This is a genomic window from uncultured Mobiluncus sp., assembly GCF_947087965.1.
Taxonomy (GTDB): domain Bacteria; phylum Actinomycetota; class Actinomycetes; order Actinomycetales; family Actinomycetaceae; genus Mobiluncus.
The window spans coordinates 111,147-127,854 of sequence record NZ_CAMUES010000008.1 but is presented as its reverse complement, the minus strand read 5'-3'; the positions used below and the strand labels follow the sequence as shown (position 1 = coordinate 127,854).

At 56.5% G+C, this 16,708-nt stretch carries 17 protein-coding genes and 1 riboswitch; of the genes, 3 read left to right on the top strand and 14 right to left on the bottom strand.

What is annotated here, in order from left to right; translation table 11 throughout:
* Positions 1 to 23: 23 nt before the first annotated feature.
* From Q0V70_RS08840 to Q0V70_RS08825, 4 genes are all read right to left on the bottom strand, one after another.
* On the bottom strand, positions 24 to 161 hold the full coding sequence (locus Q0V70_RS08840) for a hypothetical protein (protein ID WP_297590875.1): 138 nt from the start codon (positions 159 to 161) through the stop codon (positions 24 to 26).
* Between the two features lie 81 nt (positions 162 to 242).
* The gene (locus tag Q0V70_RS08835) at positions 243 to 1,004 is read right to left on the bottom strand and encodes an amino acid ABC transporter ATP-binding protein (protein WP_297590874.1); all 762 of its coding nucleotides are present in this window, start codon (positions 1,002 to 1,004) and stop codon (positions 243 to 245) included.
* Positions 1,001 to 1,912, bottom strand: a complete 912-nt coding sequence (locus Q0V70_RS08830) for an amino acid ABC transporter permease (RefSeq protein WP_297590873.1) — start codon at positions 1,910 to 1,912, stop codon at positions 1,001 to 1,003. Before Q0V70_RS08830 ends, Q0V70_RS08835 begins: the two co-directional genes overlap by 4 nt.
* 36 nt (positions 1,913 to 1,948) lie before the next feature.
* The gene (locus Q0V70_RS08825) at positions 1,949 to 2,821 is read right to left on the bottom strand and encodes a transporter substrate-binding domain-containing protein (protein WP_297590872.1); all 873 of its coding nucleotides are present in this window, start codon (positions 2,819 to 2,821) and stop codon (positions 1,949 to 1,951) included.
* Between the two features lie 93 nt (positions 2,822 to 2,914).
* A riboswitch (Lysine riboswitch) is annotated at positions 2,915 to 3,091 on the bottom strand.
* A 211-nt stretch (positions 3,092 to 3,302) separates the two neighbouring features.
* On the opposite strand from Q0V70_RS08825, the gene Q0V70_RS08820 reads away from it, so the two are divergent.
* The gene (locus Q0V70_RS08820; protein WP_297590871.1) at positions 3,303 to 3,923 is read left to right on the top strand and encodes a cadmium resistance transporter; all 621 of its coding nucleotides are present in this window, start codon (positions 3,303 to 3,305) and stop codon (positions 3,921 to 3,923) included.
* Positions 3,924 to 4,105: 182 nt separating this feature from the next.
* Here Q0V70_RS08820 and Q0V70_RS08815 read toward each other — a convergent pair whose 3' ends face one another.
* The 10 genes from Q0V70_RS08815 to Q0V70_RS08770 all read right to left on the bottom strand — a co-directional run bounded on the left by Q0V70_RS08815 (position 4,106) and on the right by Q0V70_RS08770 (position 15,321).
* Positions 4,106 to 4,822, bottom strand: coding sequence for a nitroreductase (locus Q0V70_RS08815; RefSeq protein ID WP_297590870.1), 717 nt, complete (start codon positions 4,820 to 4,822; stop codon positions 4,106 to 4,108).
* Positions 4,823 to 4,888: 66 nt separating this feature from the next.
* Positions 4,889 to 5,680: a glucosamine-6-phosphate deaminase gene (gene nagB, locus Q0V70_RS08810; RefSeq protein WP_297590866.1), complete on the bottom strand. Its 792-nt coding sequence runs from the start codon at positions 5,678 to 5,680 to the stop codon at positions 4,889 to 4,891.
* A gap of 51 nt (positions 5,681 to 5,731) precedes the next feature.
* Positions 5,732 to 6,853 (bottom strand): N-acetylglucosamine-6-phosphate deacetylase, encoded by a 1,122-nt coding sequence (gene nagA, locus Q0V70_RS08805; RefSeq protein ID WP_297590864.1) that lies wholly within the window; start codon positions 6,851 to 6,853, stop codon positions 5,732 to 5,734.
* A gap of 99 nt (positions 6,854 to 6,952) precedes the next feature.
* Positions 6,953 to 7,657 carry an N-acetylmannosamine-6-phosphate 2-epimerase gene (locus Q0V70_RS08800; RefSeq protein WP_297590861.1) on the bottom strand — a complete coding sequence of 235 codons (705 nt, stop codon included), beginning with the start codon at positions 7,655 to 7,657 and terminating at the stop codon, positions 6,953 to 6,955.
* Positions 7,658 to 7,703: 46 nt separating this feature from the next.
* Positions 7,704 to 8,645: an ROK family protein gene (locus tag Q0V70_RS08795; protein WP_297590858.1), complete on the bottom strand. Its 942-nt coding sequence runs from the start codon at positions 8,643 to 8,645 to the stop codon at positions 7,704 to 7,706.
* Positions 8,646 to 8,655: 10 nt separating this feature from the next.
* Positions 8,656 to 9,567 (bottom strand): dihydrodipicolinate synthase family protein, encoded by a 912-nt coding sequence (locus tag Q0V70_RS08790; RefSeq protein ID WP_297590855.1) that lies wholly within the window; start codon positions 9,565 to 9,567, stop codon positions 8,656 to 8,658.
* A gap of 37 nt (positions 9,568 to 9,604) precedes the next feature.
* On the bottom strand, positions 9,605 to 10,459 hold the full coding sequence (locus Q0V70_RS08785) for an ABC transporter ATP-binding protein (protein ID WP_297590853.1): 855 nt from the start codon (positions 10,457 to 10,459) through the stop codon (positions 9,605 to 9,607).
* On the bottom strand, positions 10,456 to 12,552 hold the full coding sequence (locus Q0V70_RS08780; protein WP_297590850.1) for a dipeptide/oligopeptide/nickel ABC transporter permease/ATP-binding protein: 2,097 nt from the start codon (positions 12,550 to 12,552) through the stop codon (positions 10,456 to 10,458). Before Q0V70_RS08780 ends, Q0V70_RS08785 begins: the two co-directional genes overlap by 4 nt.
* A 4-nt stretch (positions 12,553 to 12,556) precedes the next feature.
* Entirely contained in the window at positions 12,557 to 13,552 is a 996-nt protein-coding gene (locus Q0V70_RS08775; RefSeq protein WP_297590848.1) for an ABC transporter permease, read from the bottom strand.
* Positions 13,553 to 13,719: 167 nt separating this feature from the next.
* On the bottom strand, positions 13,720 to 15,321 hold the full coding sequence (locus Q0V70_RS08770; protein WP_297590846.1) for an ABC transporter substrate-binding protein: 1,602 nt from the start codon (positions 15,319 to 15,321) through the stop codon (positions 13,720 to 13,722).
* 232 nt (positions 15,322 to 15,553) lie between these two features.
* Between Q0V70_RS08770 and Q0V70_RS08765 the strand changes: the two genes are divergently transcribed.
* Together Q0V70_RS08765 and Q0V70_RS08760 are read left to right on the top strand one after the other, a co-directional pair.
* Positions 15,554 to 16,282, top strand: a complete 729-nt coding sequence (locus tag Q0V70_RS08765; protein ID WP_297590843.1) for a FadR/GntR family transcriptional regulator — start codon at positions 15,554 to 15,556, stop codon at positions 16,280 to 16,282.
* Between the two features lie 94 nt (positions 16,283 to 16,376).
* A complete protein-coding gene (locus Q0V70_RS08760; RefSeq protein ID WP_297590840.1) occupies positions 16,377 to 16,646 on the top strand; it encodes an ACT domain-containing protein in 270 nt (89 codons plus the stop codon).
* Positions 16,647 to 16,708: the final 62 nt, after the last annotated feature.

Below are 16,708 nucleotides of genomic sequence, written 5' to 3'. Positions count from 1 at the left end.
CAGAGATGCGCCGCTTATGGTTCTCAAAGGCACTGATATGGGACTGGGGGAACTCCGGATATCCCCGCCAGTTCAGCTTGAGTCAGCCCCAGTACGCCACGCCGCAGACGCAAAAACGCGCCGGGCCGCAAATCGCGTAAGGCCATAAATTTCTGTTCCATGACAAAATTATACTCCAGAAGTGTATATAAGGGAATGGTTTTGTTACGAAAAAATTACCGATGGCTTGCTATGACGAGAATTCAGAGATAACGCGCCAAGAAATCGCGAGTCCGTTCCCGCTGCGGGTGCTGGAACAGCTGCTCGGGGGGACCTTGCTCAGCAATAACCCCATCTGCCATAAATACCACGTTCTTGCTGACCGTGCGGGCGAAAGCCATCTCGTGGGTCACCACCAACATTGTCATACCTTCCTGGGCCAGCTTCTTAATGACGTCAATGACTTCGCCGACCATTTCCGGATCCAACGCCGAGGTCGGTTCGTCGAACAGTAGGACTTCCGGATCCATCGCCAGAGCACGAGAGATGGCCACCCGCTGCTTTTGCCCGCCGGACAACTGCCGCGGTTTTGCGTTCAGGAACGGACTCATCCCGACTTTATCCAGATACTCCAAGGCCTTTTCCCGAGACTCCTCGCGCGACCGACCCAGGACTTTCATCTGACCAATCATGCAGTTCTTTAGCACGGTCATATTGTTGAACAGGTTGAATGATTGAAACACCATCCCCACTTTTGACCGATACTTCGCCTTTTTCATCGAATGGTCCAAGATGTTCGTCCCGTGATAGAGGATTTCGCCCGAGGTAGGAGTTTCCAACAAATTGATGCAGCGCAGCAAGGTCGATTTCCCGGAGCCGGACGCCCCGATGATGGATGCCACGTCCCCCGGCCGCACCGCAAAGTCGATGTCTTTCAGGACCTCGTGAGTACCGAAAGACTTTGAGAGGTGACGGACTGTGATGATTTCGTCGCTGGTGTTCACCGCGGTGTTCGCTTCGCTCATGAGTTCTGTCCTCCCTCGGGGCGTGCCGGTTTGTCTGATGCTGGTTTGCTGGCGGGCTTTCCTTTTCGCGCCGGACGTTTGGCGGGGTCAGGGAAGGTGTAGTTTCCGGCGGCCATCACAAGTTGGTCTTCGTTCATGAGTTCGTAATCGCTCTGTTCCTCGCCCCCGGCGCCGGGTATCAGTTCGTAGGCATCGTCACCGTCAATCTTCTTTTCCAGTTTCCGCAACAGGAAAGAGGACAGCAGAGTCAACGTCAAATACCCCACCATCTCGATGGTAGCGGAAGGGAAGTACTTGAAAACAGCACCCGACACCATCTTGTGAACTGAGAAAAACTCCGAGAACCCGATGATGAACATGACCGAAGTGTCTTTGATGTTGATGATGAAGTTGTTACCGATTTGCGGCAACAGGTTGCGCAAAGCCTGGGGCAAGATGACATAGAGCATGGTCTGGAAGTGGGTCATGCCAATCGCCCTAGCTCCCTCGGTTTGGCCAGGATCCACACTGATGATGCCCCCGCGCACGGATTCCGCGATGTAGGCGCCGGTGTTGATGGAGACGACGAAAATCGACACTCCCCACATGGACTGGAACTGCAACGCATTATTCGTGAAGTAGGGCAGACCGTAGTAGATGAACACCGCCTGCAAGATCATCGGAGTGCCACGGAAAACTTCCACGTAAATCCGAATGATGACCCGGATAATCGCCAGAATCACCCGCTTGGGCAGAGGATCGGTTGGAGGATGTGGAATCGTGTTCAAAATCCCGCAGGCAAAACCGATCACACAGCCCAGCAAGGTAGCGATAGTGGCGAGGAGCACCGTGTTGACGATACCTGTCAAGTACACGCCACCGTACTTGTTGAGCAGCGTTATGATGTCCTGCCACAGTGTCCACAGCATTTTTCTCTCCTGACGTGTTCCAGTGCGATTGGCGGATTAATCCTCTTGGGGCTGAATCTTTACCGCATCGGCCATCATGGCATCGAAGTCATCGGCTGTCTTGCCGGACAGGGCCTTGTTGATGGCGTCCTTCAGAGCGGTGTTGCCCTTTTTAACGGACACGCCGATGTTAATGTCCTCATCCGAAACTTGGAAGTCGTCGCCATCGTCGGGGAAGTCCAAAATCTTCATATCCGGGTAGGCCTGAACTGCACCCTGACCGGTAGGCATATCGGTGACAACATAATCGACCTTGCCGGTTTCCAAGGCCATCAACATGGCCGGAGCGTCATCAGCCGGGGACTGGCGGTTCACGTTCGGAATCTGAGGAATCAAGGTGTCGTACCACACGGTGCCGGCCTGGCTGGTGGTCCGACCTCCCGCCAGGTCAGCCAAGCCCTTGGCGTTGGCGAACTTGGAATCAGCCTTGGTCAGCACGATGATACGGGCATAGAGGTAGGGTCCGGCAAAGTCCACGGTTTCCTCGCGTTCCTTGGTCATGGACTGGCCCGCAATCGCGGCGTCGATTTCACCGGATTGCACCGCCGGAATCAGGGAATCCCACGCCAGCTGCTTAATTTCGAGTTTCCAGCCGTTGGCGTCCGCAATCTGTTTAGCGGTCATCACGTCGTAGCCATTGGCGTACAAGGCGGAATCTTTGATGGGCACCGCGTCGTTAGATTTATCAGGTTGTGCCCAGTTATAGGGAGCGTAAGCAGCTTCCATACCGACGGTGAAGACACCGTCCTCCAGACCAGGAATCGCCCCACCTTCACCAGCTGCGCTATCAGCCGCGGAACCTGCCCCGCACGCGGCGAGGGAAAAAGCCGCAGCCAGCAGGGCCGCACCACTCAGTATCTTGTTCATCATTAGTCCTTTCAATCGTTGCAAACAACTTTCGAAAGCTCGAACATGGCACCAAAAAAGGGGCCATGCTCCATGACCCCATACCTTGCGCGTATGCGTCATGACAGCTCTCCGCAATAGCGACAGTCGAACGGATATTGTCCGCTCGCCCGGACGCTTCCCCTTGGGAATGGTTCGCGTCCTCGGCAGCCTCCCCTTTCGCTTCCGGGCCTCCCAAAGGAATTCCCTGCCCTGGTGGAAGTTAATGATGTCGGCTGCGCCTCCGTCATGCTTTTATTGCTTTCCAGTCTAGGGCTCCGAGGCAAAAGGTGCAAAAAAGTTTGTAAAATTCGAAGTTCCGCTACCGTTAGTGTCTCTCTCAGGCTCGATTGAGCGGTTCGGCGTCCTCGGCCGATGCACAAGTTCGGTGCGGCCGGTCGCCGGTAGGTTACTGCGGGGTGATGTTGACTTTATCGGTTGAACACCTTTCGGTGATAATTGACACGTGAACGCTTCCCTGATTCTTTCCACTCTCGCCCAAGCGTCGGTGCTCTTTGCGGTTACTAACATCGACCACTTGATGCTGCTGACCTTATGGTTTGTCCACGGTCACCAGCGCCCCGGCACAACGTTGCGTATCTGCGCAGGTCAATACCTCGGTTTTAGCGCTATTTTGGCAGCCACCGCGATCCTGAATCTGATTTCCGGTTTCGTCATTCCCGAAGCTCAGTTGCATCTGTTGGGTCTGATACCGCTGATTCTGGGAGTGAAAGCTGGTATTGGGGAAATTTTGGAACGCCGGGAGTCAAACGATTCCAGGGACGCACAGTCAGCCGAATCAAAGCTGGAAGGTAAACCCGTCAGTGTTGGCGCGGTCGCCCTGGTCACCATCGCGAACGGAGGCGACGAAATCGGTGTTTATCTGCCGGTTTTTGCCTTGTCGGCCTGGTGGCAAGTCGCTATGTTCTGCGCGGTGTTTCTGGTGTTGGCGGGTGCGCTGTTGGCTCTGGCGTGGTTCATTACCGGACGTTTAGGGCTCGCGGAGGTTCTGGAACGATTCGAGGCGGTGCTCTTTCCGAGTGTGCTTATCCTGCTCGGGGTGCTCATCCTCGCCGGATGGCTCTAGGCAGCACACGTTTATCCGGCCAGCTTTGTGTCCCCAGCGCAAACCACAGCCAGCACCTCTTTTATCCGCAGGGATGTGGAAGCAAATGTTTCTGCCGCTGGACAATGGCATAAAAAATTGAAAAGGGGCAAACGAATCGATGGCGCCAACTGATAGTGGAATCGTGTGGCAGCTTGACTTCATCATACGTCGCGCGGCTCGGCAAGGGTAAGCGGCGGGTGTTCGGCTCGATACTCGTTTATCTGAGCATCCGGGTCGGGGTAGCCCAATGCCAACCCAGTGATGAGTCCGTAGTCTTTGGGGATACGGAACTCCGCTTCTACAGGAGTCCGCCAGGTCGCGAGCGTTCCAATGGCAACGGTTCCCAGCCCTCGATTCGCGGCCGACAGCATGAGGGTGGACAGCATCAGCCCGGCATCCTGGGCGGAAAAGGGCAGTAGCGCGCGGTGGACGAACACGAAAATCCCCACCGGGGCCTGAAACAATTCGAGATTTTGGCGCACTTGCTGAGCTCGCCCGGATTCGTCCCCGCGCTCAATCCCCAGGTGGGCATAGTAGCGTTTCCCGTTCGCAACCTGACGTTTGCGCAGTTCAGGAGGGTATTCACCCCAAGTTTTAAAGTCGGCTTTGGGTAGTTTGCCCTCCCGTAGCGCCCGCAGGAAGGCACCGGGCCGTCTGCGTAACATCCCGGAGGCAGTTTCGGCGCGGCTGGCATAGTCCGCCCGGATTCGCTCCAGGCGTTCCCCCGTGGCTACCGCCAACACGTATCCGCGCGTATTAGACCAGGAGGCACAGTGGCGCGCATCGTCCAAGACGGCTTGTAAAACCTCAGGTTCGACGGGTTTGTCCAGATAGGCCCGCACACTGTAGCGAGCCTGCAATAGTTCAGAAAATTCCACGCTTTTTAGTCTAATTGGAATTCCTGAACAGCTCCACGGCGAGCGTTCATTGGCATGTTGCTTGGTTTACAGCCCCAGCCATGACCCTTCGGGACGATTGGCATAAATTTCGCGATAGAAATCCAGACGCTCAAGCTTCGCGGCGGCGGCCTCATCCAGCAGCACCTTAACATTGTTGTGCAGCTGTAAAGCCGAACCGGTGCAAGAGATAGAGACCGGACCCTCCACCATGTCCCGAACCGCGTCAGCCTTGTTGGAGCCAGTGGCAATCAGCACAATTTTTTGCGCTCGCAAGATGGTGCCCACCCCTTGGGTGAGCGCGTGCGTGGGCACCTTGTCAATGTCTCCGTCAAAGAATCGGGCGTTGTCGCTGCGGGTTTGGGCGGTCAACACCGCGGGGTGCGTCAAGGAATGCAGGGAAGTGCCGGGTTCATTGAAGGCAATATGCCCATCCGCTCCGATACCCAAAATCTGTATATCAATTCCGCCGGCATCAACAATGGCCTGTTCATAGCGCTGACACTCCGCTAACAGGTCGGCGGCCAGGCCGTCTTCCCCATATACCGCATTCGGGTCTATATCCGTGATATCGGCAAACTCGCGACGAATAAAGTTGTGGTACGCCTCGGGATGATCCTGAGGCAGTCCCACATACTCATCGAGCTGGAAAGCCTGGGCACGGCTTAGAGACAGACTCCCTGCCTGAACCCGGCGTGAAAGTTCTTGATAAATCGGCAGCGGGCTGGAGCCCGTCGCCACCCCCAGCACGGCAGCGGGATTGTCCGCGTAAACCTCGCAGATGGCATCCGCGGCGACCAGCGCCAATTCTTGTGCCGTTGGCTTAATAATGATTTCCATGAGAATACCTTCCGTTGTTTTCGATTGTCCGGCTAAGCTCCGAGTCGTACCTCAACGCACCTGCTGACCGCGGCGAAACACGTGTTGCACTTGGAGGGCGCTCGACTCAACTACCAAGTCCGCATATGCCCCCGGCGCCAACACCCCAATATCTGTTGCGCCCAACACGGCAGCGGGGCGAGCCGTTGCGGCATGAAGCGCCAACCAAATATCCACTCCTGCGGTATAAGTTGCAAAACGTATGGCCCGGGACAGGGTTAGGGTGGAGCCGGCAATGGACCCATTAGATTTCAAACGTGCCACCGCGTCACGAACCTCGACTTCCAGAGGCCCCAACAGGTAATCTCCGTCCGGCGAGCCCGCGGCCGCCATCGCATCGGTAACCAAGACTGTGTCCCGCCCCTTGGCATCAAACACGAACTTCACGGTGGCGGGGTGGGAATGTACGCCGTCAGCGATGATTTCTACCGGCAATCCCGGCGTTTCCAAGGCGGCCACAATCGGCCCCGGCTGGCGGTGATGAATCGGTTTCATCGCGTTGAACAGGTGGGTAACGTTCTGCGCCCCGTTGGCCAGAGCAGCTTTCATCGTGTCGTAGTCGGCGTTCATATGTCCTGGAGCGGCAATGATTCCCCGTGACACCAGCCAGCGAACGGCCTCCAACCCGCCGCGACGTTCAATAGCGAGGGTCACCATTTTCACCGGACCAGCCTGGCACAAGCGTTGGACCTCGTCCAAAGCCGGGTCACGCAGCAGCTTGGGGTCATGGGCTCCCTTGTATTCCTCTGCCATCCACGGCCCCTCCAAGTGGACGCCCAAAATTTCGCCGGCGTCATAGAGCGGTGCCAAATCCCGAATCTGGGATTCCAAGTGATCCAACGTGTCCGTGACCAAGCTGGCCATGATGGAAGTCGTACCCTCGTGGCGGTGGGTGGCAATGACGGTACGGGCTGCCTCAGCCCCATTAGTGAAAGCCTCTCCCCCGCCGCCGTGAGAGTGAATGTCCACGAATCCAGGAGCGAGGATAGCTGCTCCAAAATCCACGTCCGCCCGGACTTGTGCGGCTGCCGGCCCGCTGAAAACCTCAGCGATACGGTCGTTTTCCACCCGCACTGCCCCGGGTCCTAGGACCTGGTTACCATCAAATAACGTGTCTGCGCGATAGATTGTCATGTTGTTCCAGTTTCCTCTCAGTTTGTCCGCAAGTATTGTGAGCCGTATGTTCCTGCACCAGCAGCCTTCCTCGTGAATGGAGACAGGCAGCCCCCGCAGCTAGGCTTTCGGCAGTTTGTCTACATACCATTCAGTGAGACGCCATGGGTGAGTGATGGCGGTGCCTACGCATGCCGCATGAATCGGGTATTGGTAAACCTCGGCGAGGTCTTGGGGGCTGTGAATCCGGCCTTCCACCACGATTGGGGCGTGGACTGACTGGCAGACTGCCGCAATAAAATCGAAGTCGGGTCCCGCAGTCGCGGCGCGGGCATATTGGTATCCGGGAGTATAGCCGGAAAGGGTAGTGCCGATGAGGTCCGCTCCGGCCTGTTCGGCTGCTTTCGCGTCCTCAACGGACGCGCAGTCAGCCATGATTGCCACCCCGGGAAATTCCTCGTGCATCGCGCTCACCGCATCCGCGAAAGTCTCGCCCTCCCCCCGTTCACGCAAAGTGGCATCGATAGCGATGACATCCGCGCCGCTCAAGGCACAGGCACGTGCGTGAGCAATCGAGGGCGTGATGTAAACCCCCTCGTGACCAAACTTAATGAGTCCAATCAGCGGCACTTCCACCGCCTGACGGCACGCCACAATGTCCGCTATCCCCTGGACGCGCACCGCGGCAGCTCCTCCCGCCACAACTGACTGCGCCAAAGCGGCGGTGATATCAGACCTCCGCATCGGCTCTCCCGGATATGCCTGACAGCTGACGATTAACCGCCCCTTAATGGCGTCAATCGCTGCTTGCCGTTGTGCATTCATTTATTTCCCCTTCCGTAGTTGGCGCGCAGTCTCGCGCCGGGTTAGTTCAGCCGTCCACCCGGTTCCAAATCTTTTTCGCGGCCCCTACCAGGGCAGCCGCATTGCCCAAAGTCGCTTTCACCAGCGGCACCTCACGAAGAATGTTCACCAACTGTTCCTGGTAAGCCGCCCGTAGAGGTTTCCACCAGATGTCCGTGCTGTTAGCCAGGCCTCCCCCGACAATCATGACTTCCGGGTCAACCGTATTGACGATAGATCCCAGAGCGCGCCCGGTTTCCGCGGCTACTTCCGTATAAATGCGCGCAGCCAGCACGTCCCCTGACAGAGCGCGTTTTTCCAGTTCACGAGCGCCGCTGACGGCCGGGTCTCCACCATTTTCCAAGTACCAGGCGTACAACCCCGGTCCCGATGCCACGGTTTCCAGATGTGGCACGCCGCGTCCACAGGTACAGGCCCGTTTGGTAGGCAGCAAAGTTGGCAGGTGTCCGAAATCGCCAGCGGTTCCGTGCGGACCGACCAGAATTTCCCCGTTAACCATGAGGGCTCCGCCGATACCGGTCCCCAACGCCATCATGGCAACGTAGTTTTTCCCGGCTCCCGCACCTTTCCAGGCTTCTCCGCGCAGATGAGCATTAACATCGTTTTCCAAAGTGACGGGCAGATTCACCGCTGATTCCACCAGCGATACGACCTCAGTACCGGCCCAGCCCCGAATCGCATCAGTGGAGGCAATAATCCGCTGCCCCGCCAGGTCGACTACCCCGGCTGATCCAATCCCCACACCCACAATCCGGTCGATGCCGTCCTTGTGAGCCTGCGAGCGGACCTCACCCACCAAGGCGTTAATCGCTCCGACCACGGCCGCACCGCCCTCGTGAGCGGGCGTGTCCGTCCGGCAAGGTAGGCTCAGATGGCCATCCCGATCCGCCAAGGCGGCAGCGATTTTCGTGCCGCCGAGGTCGATAGCGATGACGTAATCCGTGGTCATAGCTGGGTTCCTACAGCAATCCGACTTTTTGCAGGACGCGGCGCACGTGCTCTACGTTTTCTCCGCTCAAAGCCGCCACGGGACGAGGCATCTCATTAGACTCAAATACCCCCAGTAGCTGCAAGGCAGTCTTAAACGCACCGATGCCGGCACCGAAGCCCTGCACGTCTTTGACCTGGACAATCGTCATCAAATCTGCCAGCCGGTCCTGTTCCTTGCGGACAGTCTCCCAGTCCTTAGCGAGGGCGGCTTTCCACTGGCGCACGTAGCCGTCCGGATCGACGTTGCCCAAGCCGGGCACACAGCCGTCCGCACCGGACAGATAAGCCCCGTCCACCACGACCTCGTGACCGGTAAGCAGCTGCAGCGGGTGTCCCGCCTCGGCGTTCAACCGAGAGAGGAAACGGAAGCCGACATCATCGCCGGAAGAATCCTTTACCCCGCTGAGGACTCCGGCTTTACCCAGGTCCATCACCAGGTCATTGGGTAGCTTCCAGTGGACACATGCGGGAATGTCGTATGCCCAAATGGGCAGGTCCGTGCTTTCTCGCAAGATTTCGAAGTGCCGCCGAATCTCCCGCACCCCTTGCAGGGCATAGAACGGGGCGGTAGCGACCACTGCATCGACCCCGATGTCTTCGGCTTGGCGAATGTGCTCCACGACCCGTTCCGTCTCCGTGCTGATAACCCCCGCCATAATGGGGAGTCTACCGGCCACGATACGTTTGGATTCAGAGAGGATTTGCCCGCGGCGTTCATCGGTAGAAAACGCCACTTCTCCCGACGACCCCAGCACAAACAAGCCATCGATACCGGCTGCAATCAGGCGGTTAATGTGCCGTTCCAACGAAGGCACATCGAGTTCGCCGTCCTTTAACGGGATGGTTAGGGGCGGGACAATGCCGCTAATTTTTTTAGACATACCTCATTCTCCTCTGTTTTGGTCCGACTGTCAGTATTCAATCCAACTGCGGATGCAGCAGGGACGGCGCGGCCCCCAAGAGCGTGCGAGTATAGGGATCCGATGGGTGGTTCAGAAGGGTATCTGCGTCGCCTTCCTCGACCACCTTGCCCGCGTTCATCACGGCGATGCGATCCGAAATGTAGCGCACCGTTTGAATGTCGTGCGAAATAAACACCATCGCTAACCCCAGTTCTTTCTTAAGGTCAGACAGCAAGTTCAGAATCTGGGCGCGCACGGAAACATCAAGGGCGGACGTGGGCTCGTCAGCGATGATGGCTTTCGGGTGCAGGGACAGGGCACGGGCGATAGCCACACGCTGCCGCTGCCCCCCGGAAAGCTGACCGGGCAGGGCATTGAGAGCTGACAGCGGCAAACCTACCAACCCCAGCAATTCCCGCACCCGTTTGTCCCGAGTTTCTTCGGTGCCAATCTTATGGACACGCAGCGGATCAGCTAGCTGATCCTGCACTGTCATTCGCGGATTCAAGGCGGTTGCAGGGTCTTGGAACACCACGGACACGACAGAACCAATGTGGCGCCGGTGAGCGGCGCTGCGCTTGGTAACGTCCTTGCCCATAAAGAAAACCTGACCCTTCGTCGCAACCTGCAGCCCGCACATGACATTGGCGGTAGTGGATTTACCGCAACCGGATTCGCCGACAATACCCAGCACCTTGCCGGGCATAATCTTCATGTTCACTCCCTGCACCGCGTGGACGTGGTTGGGGCGGAAGAGCGAACCGGTCCGAGCTTTGAACGTCACTTCAACGTTTTTCAGTTCGATGATGGGGGTGTCCGGGTCAGAGACCAGGCTCTGAGCATCTGTTACAGCAGGTAAAGCCTCACTCATGATTGTTCCTCCTTTCCATTCGGAACATATCGGGGTGCACGCTGATAGACCCCTTCCTTATTGGGAAGGGCGGCATAGACGTGCTCGGGACCGACCAACTCGAACTCCAGCGGGATGTCCGCGCCGTAATCGGGGTGCGAGGAACGCGGCGCGAACCGGTCGCCCACCGTAAAGTCCTGTGGGGAAGGCACGGTCCCCGGAACCTGGTGCAGACGCCCGGAACCGGCCTCGATAGAGAGCACCGCACCCAACAGGCCGCGAGTGTACTCGTGAGTCGGATTCTCCAGCAGCTCGATGGTAGGAGCCTGTTCCACCACCTGACCGGCGTACATGACGGTAATCTTGTGGGCGACTTCGGCCACCAAAGCCAAATCGTGAGACACAAAAATCATGGCGAAACCGAGCTTGTTACGCAGTTCGTTCAACAGGTCGATGACCTGCTTTTGCACGGTCACGTCCAGTGCCGTGGTGGGCTCGTCCGCGATAACCAGCTGCGGGTCACGAGTCAGAGCCATCGCAATCAGAACACGCTGGCGTTGTCCACCGGAAAGTTCGTGCGGGTAAGAATCCAAAGTTCGTTTCGGGTCCAATCCCACCAATTCCAACAGTTCCTCGGCGCTGCGGGTGCCGCCACGTTTGGTCAGCTGCTTCATTTGCGACCGGATGAGCATCGCTGGGTTCAACGAGGACAGGGCATCTTGGTAAATCATGGCCATTTCGTGACCCAGCAGGGCGTGACGTTCCTTCCGAGTCATCTTGAACAGGTCTTTGCCCTGGTAATAGGCTTCGCCAGAGATTTCTGCCCGCGGGTCGATGAGGCCCATAATCGTCAGGGCGGTAATCGATTTGCCACAGCCGGATTCCCCGACCAGACCCATCGTTTCCCCAGGCCGTACGGCGAAAGATACATGGTCGACCACGTTCACGTCGCCGTGACGCGGGAACTTGATGCACAAATCTTTCACTTCCAGTAGCGGTTCACCGGTGAAGTTGTCCTGCATGCGGTCTTGACGCTTTTGTTCGACTTCGCGCAGCGCATCGAGGCGGGCGCGCAATGATTCGGCCTGTTCTTGGTAAGCGCGACGCGGGTCGAGCAGGAGGGCGTCGGCTTCGCGGTCGGCGGTGTTTTGTTCCACCTTTACCGGAGCTGAAGCCGGGGCTGCCACCATTGCGTCCGTGATGCCCTCTGAGAGAATGTTCAGACACAGCACGGTGATCATGATGAGCAAGCCGGGGAACAGTGCGGTCCACCAGGCGCCATGGTTGATGGAGCCGTTTGTGGAGGCATCAGACAGGACGTTGCCCCAAGTGGGAACCAAGCTAGACTTCAGGCCGGTGCCGATGAAGGTTAGGGAGGCTTCCAGGATGATAGCGTCTGCCACCAGCACCGTGGCAAAAACCAGAACCGGAGCCGCGGTGTTGCGTACCACGTGCTTTGTCAAGATCCAGGGAGCTCTGGCGCCGGAAACAATCACAGCCCGCACGTAGTCTTCGCCGTAAGCGGACATGACGTTAGCGCGCACAATTCGAGCTAGCTGGGGAATATAAACGAAAGCAATTGCGATAATGATGACTGTGACCAGGCCAACCTGATTGCCGGGAGGAAATATCCCGCTAAAGACCAGAACCATAACCGCCGCCATAGCGATACCGGGAACAGCCATGATGATGTCCATGATGCGCATGATGACTTCCGAAATCCATTTGCGAACCACGGCCGCAACCGAACCGATAATAGCCCCGATAACCAGGGCGATAAAGGTTGCGGACAAGCCGATAATCATGGAGTATTTCCCGCCCAACAGCAGCCGGGACAATACATCACGCCCCGCCGAATCGGTGCCGAACAGGTGAATCATACTGGGAGCTGATTCCTTGCTGCGCGTGGCCTTCACCGCCGCCGCCATCGCGTCGGTATCAACGAAGCTGGCAGAGTAGGGAGCCAACAGCGGAGCCAAGGCCGAGATGAGAGCCAGTACCAGCAACACAATGACAGCAATCCGGGCACTGACCGACATGTTGTTCCAGCGCCGGAAACGAATCTTTTTCCCTGATTCAACCGCGGTAACAAGTTTCTTTGTTTGACTCGTCATAGCACTACACCGACCTAATCCGGGGGTTAATCAACAGGTAGAGCATGTCCACGATGATGTTGACCACAATGAACGCCAAAGCTACCACCAGGGCTGCGGCCTGGACTATGGAAACCTCACTCTTGGTGATGCCGTCCACGAGGACGCGCCCCATGCCCCTCATGTTAAAGATGATTTCGATAACGACCGCGCCACCCATTAGATAGCCGACCCGCAAACCCAAGACCGTCACCGGGGTAATCAAAGCGTTACGCAAAACGTTACGCCCGATAACGATAGGCTTTGGGATTCCGGCGCCGAGCGCGGTACGCACATAGTCACGATCGAGTTCCTCGACCACCGAGGTCCGCACCACCCTGGTCATCTGACCGATGACGGGGGTGGCCAGCGCTATTGCAGGGGGTAACATACGGGTCAGCCACCCGCCAAAGTCATCAAAGAACCCCGGGACCGGCCCAGAAACTGGCAGAATCCCCTTGAAAGAACCGAGAATCCACAACACCAGCATGGTCGCCAGCCAGAAGCTAGGGGTGCCGATAAAGATAACCGACAAAACGCGAATGACCTGGTCAGGCCAACGATCACGATAGATAGCAGCAAAAACGCCCAGCGGGAAAGAAATCAGTACCGCGATAAACAGACCCAGGAAAGTCAGCTGCAAAGTCACCGGCAACGCCGGGGCAATCAGGTCCGTGACTTGGTGGGACGTGCCTACGCCATAAATACCGAAGTCACCGTGACACAGAGCGACCAGGTAGTTAAAGTAGCGCACCAGCACGGGAATAGGTTTGCCAGTAGGGCTTCCGTCGTCGATGACGTATCCGTGGGAAACATTGAAAGCCTTTACTTGGCCGGGGTCTGAAGCGTTGTCACCCAAAGCCATCCAAGCAGGATCCAGAGGCGACAGCTCCATCAGGAAGAATACAAGCAGCGTGACCCCAATTGCCATAATTGGCAAGGCAATCAATCGCCGCCCGATGAGTCGAAGCAGGTTATTCACAAGTTTTCACTCCTTTTAGGAGTTATCGGAAAGGTTTTTTCTGGGTGGACCAAGCGCCTCGCCATGCGGTCTGTCCCATAACAAAAGATGAGTGGCACAGGTTTGTCGGGAGGGCGTCCCCGCGAGAGGGAAAGCATCCCTCCCGACAAACTCTGGTGCGGCGCGGGTTACTTAACCGTTACGCCGATAAGCTGCAGGCCAGTTACCCCAATGGGGGTCAGGTTACTGACCTTGTCCTCCTTGTAACCGGTGTACAGAGTGTGGAACACCAGCGGGTACATTGCCGCCTGTTCAGCGATGGCGTCCTGCACCTTGCCCCACTCGGTCTTGGCATCATCGCCAGTGGCTTTACCGGCAGCATCCATCGCGTCAACCAGGGCCTTAGCGGCAGCCGGGTCGGACTCACTCAAGCGGAAACGTTCGTCCATCCACAAGGGGCTGTAGAACCATCCCGCAGTCAGAATGCCGGGGTCGGCACCGAAAACGGAGGCATCGCCAGGAGCGATAACAATGTCAAAGTCTCCCTGAGCGACGTTGTTATTCCACACGTCGCCGGAAGCCTTGCTGTCGAGGTGTACCTTCAAGCCCACTGCCTCCAGGTTCTGTTTAATCTGGGGGCCCATAGCGGCAATCCAGGTATCGGTGGTGGTCAGCACGTTGACAGTCGCGCCTTCCGCGCCGCCTTCCTTAAGCAGGGACTTGGCTTTGTCCGCGTCGAAAGTAAACTGCGTTGCGGCTTTCTTGTGCATCGGGTTGTATTCCGGCAAGAAAGAATCCGGTTCCGTACCGGCGCCGACCAAAGCGGTATCAATCAGGGTCTTCTTGTCGATAGCGGTCAGCACGCCCTGACGAGTCTTGTTGGAGTTGAACGGTGCCTTTGTGGTGTTGAACACAATCATGCCGATACCGTAGCCGGTCGCACCTTCGACCTTCCATCCAGCGGCTTCCAAATCGGAAATGCCAGAGGGATCAACGGCTTCGACGACATCCGTGGTGCCGTCCAAAGCCGCGGTTTGTCGAGCATTAGAGTCACGGTTGCAGTCGTAGTGAATCTTTTCCACTGTGGCCGGGTTCGGCCCGTTGTAGTTTTCGTTGACCGACATGTCCACCGTGGTATCAGTAATGGAATCGTACTTGTAGGGACCCGAACCAATCGGTTTGGAAGTCATGTCATCAAAGGTGGAGTCCTTGGGAACGACTTTGATGTCAGCTAAACGAGTCTTGAGGAATTCCATCGGCTGATTGAGCTTAATCGTCACCGTGGTGTCATCTTTGGCTTCGATAGAATCAATGAAAGTGATGAAGGCCGCATATGGGCTGGTCACATCGGTTCCACTAGAGTCTTTTTCGCCGTCCACGATGCGCTTGTAGGAAGTTACGACATCCTCAGAGGTCACGGGAGTTCCATCACTGAACTTGGCTCCGTCACGCAGCGCGACCTCGTAGGTCGTATCGTCAATCTTGGTCGGTTCGTCATCTTTTGCCAAAGCCTTATGAGCTGTGAAATCAGAGTAATCAAACTCGTAAAGACCCTCTACTACCTGTAGGTTCGCCCCGACAGCCAAAGCTGAGGAGGTATTTAGAGGGTGCCAGTTAGTCGTGTCATAGGCCGCGAACACGTTGAGGGTGCCGGTGGGGCCGGCTCCCGGTTTGTCTCCAGCGTTGTCCTTCGGCGCATCGCCTCCGCCACAAGCGCTCAGAGTCAGGGCACAAGCAGCTGTAATTGCCGCCAGGCCAGACAGATGACGTTTCTTAAAAGGGGATGTCATTTTCGTTGCTCTCCTCATTGAGTAGTAGTTAATCCTTACGAACTGGATTACCTACAAGAGTAACAGGATACAACTTGTCTGACAAGCATTTTGAATTAATTTCTGAAAATTCACTGAATTCTATTGAAATCACAACGTTTTTTCACCCCGGACCAGTCGCTCACAATTACCTAAATAGTGGAGTTCGGCAATACACCCCATAGCTTGTCTGATAACCTGCTATAGTTCCATCATGCTTTCGCAATCAGGTTCGCCAGCAAAGAAGCTCCGAAATAATCGAAGCACTGCCGTTGAGGACAGCTCAGAAAAAATTAAGAACTACATCACCCAAAACAATCTCTCACCCGGGGATTGCCTGCCCTCCGAATCTGATTTATGCACAATCCTCAACGTCTCGCGCTCCTCGGTCAGAGAAGCTTTACGACGTTTAGAAGCATTACAAATTGTGGAAGTTCGCCGTGGAATCGGCGCTTTCGTCGGTTCGCTGTCCATGTCGCCGCTGGTGGAAACCTTGGCATTCCGCACCGTTATGATGAGTCGAAATAACCTGGGAGGATTGCGTGAAATCGTGAAGGTTCGCCGTTACCTTGATTTAGGCATGGCTCAAAAGGTTTGTGACACTCTCAAAGGCATCCCTCAACCGGGTCTGGAAACTCTGGTGGAATTGATGGAGCGGCGAGCCAAGGAAGGCAAACTGTTTTCAGATGAAGATTACGCATTTCACGACGGAATCTTAGCGCTGCTCGACAATGAGGTGATGCGCCAGCTAGTAGGGTCATTTTGGAAAGTCAATGTTACCTCACTTCCCCAATTAGGTACTCCTTCTAAGGAAAGCCTCATCACCACCGCGACATCTCACCGGGCTATGCTCAATGCCGCCATCAACGGTGACGTTCATGCATACCGTCAAGCCGTCATGCAACACTATGCACCAGTTGAACAGACTCTGCACCTGACCTAAAACCCGCAATGCATTTCGCGAGAATCCGGCACAACACCACCGTCTCCGCCTACTTTTACCGAACTGAGCGGCACGGGGAGGGCATAATTGAGCCATGAAAGCAATCATGACTGTAACCGGAATCGACCACACCGGGATTATTGCGGCGGTAGCAAATGCCTGCGCCGCCCAGAACGCCAATATTACCAACGTTTCCCAGACTCTGATGGGTTCGTACTTCACGATGATTATGCAGCTGGAGCTGGACGACGCCCCCACCTCCCTGACGAACTTGCAGGAAGCCATGACTGAGGTGGAACAATCCCAGAACCTGGAAATCCGGGTGCAATCTGAAGCTATTTTCAACGTTATGCACACCCTCTAATCAGCCGTGAGACCCCACCACGAACCCCGTATCCGCCCCGGAAGATGACCGGGAACCCTTCT

Bases quoted from the DNA above. Each gene is read 5' to 3' on its own strand.
- nagA (WP_297590864.1), bottom strand. From the start codon at position 6,853: ATGACAATCTATCGCGCAGACACGTTATTTGATGGTAACCAGGTCCTA.
- Q0V70_RS08830 (WP_297590873.1), bottom strand. From the start codon at position 1,912: ATGCTGTGGACACTGTGGCAGGACATCATAACGCTGCTCAACAAGTAC.
- Q0V70_RS08835 (WP_297590874.1), bottom strand. From the start codon at position 1,004: ATGAGCGAAGCGAACACCGCGGTGAACACCAGCGACGAAATCATCACA.
- Q0V70_RS08790 (WP_297590855.1), bottom strand. From the start codon at position 9,567: ATGTCTAAAAAAATTAGCGGCATTGTCCCGCCCCTAACCATCCCGTTA.
- Q0V70_RS08840 (WP_297590875.1), bottom strand. From the start codon at position 161: ATGGAACAGAAATTTATGGCCTTACGCGATTTGCGGCCCGGCGCGTTT.
- Q0V70_RS08765 (WP_297590843.1), top strand. From the start codon at position 15,554: ATGCTTTCGCAATCAGGTTCGCCAGCAAAGAAGCTCCGAAATAATCGA.
- nagB (WP_297590866.1), bottom strand. From the start codon at position 5,680: ATGGAAATCATTATTAAGCCAACGGCACAAGAATTGGCGCTGGTCGCC.
- Q0V70_RS08785 (WP_297590853.1), bottom strand. From the start codon at position 10,459: ATGAGTGAGGCTTTACCTGCTGTAACAGATGCTCAGAGCCTGGTCTCT.
- Q0V70_RS08795 (WP_297590858.1), bottom strand. From the start codon at position 8,645: ATGACCACGGATTACGTCATCGCTATCGACCTCGGCGGCACGAAAATC.
- Q0V70_RS08825 (WP_297590872.1), bottom strand. From the start codon at position 2,821: ATGATGAACAAGATACTGAGTGGTGCGGCCCTGCTGGCTGCGGCTTTT.
- Q0V70_RS08770 (WP_297590846.1), bottom strand. From the start codon at position 15,321: ATGACATCCCCTTTTAAGAAACGTCATCTGTCTGGCCTGGCGGCAATT.
- Q0V70_RS08800 (WP_297590861.1), bottom strand. From the start codon at position 7,657: ATGAATGCACAACGGCAAGCAGCGATTGACGCCATTAAGGGGCGGTTA.
- Q0V70_RS08760 (WP_297590840.1), top strand. From the start codon at position 16,377: ATGAAAGCAATCATGACTGTAACCGGAATCGACCACACCGGGATTATT.
- Q0V70_RS08780 (WP_297590850.1), bottom strand. From the start codon at position 12,552: ATGACGAGTCAAACAAAGAAACTTGTTACCGCGGTTGAATCAGGGAAA.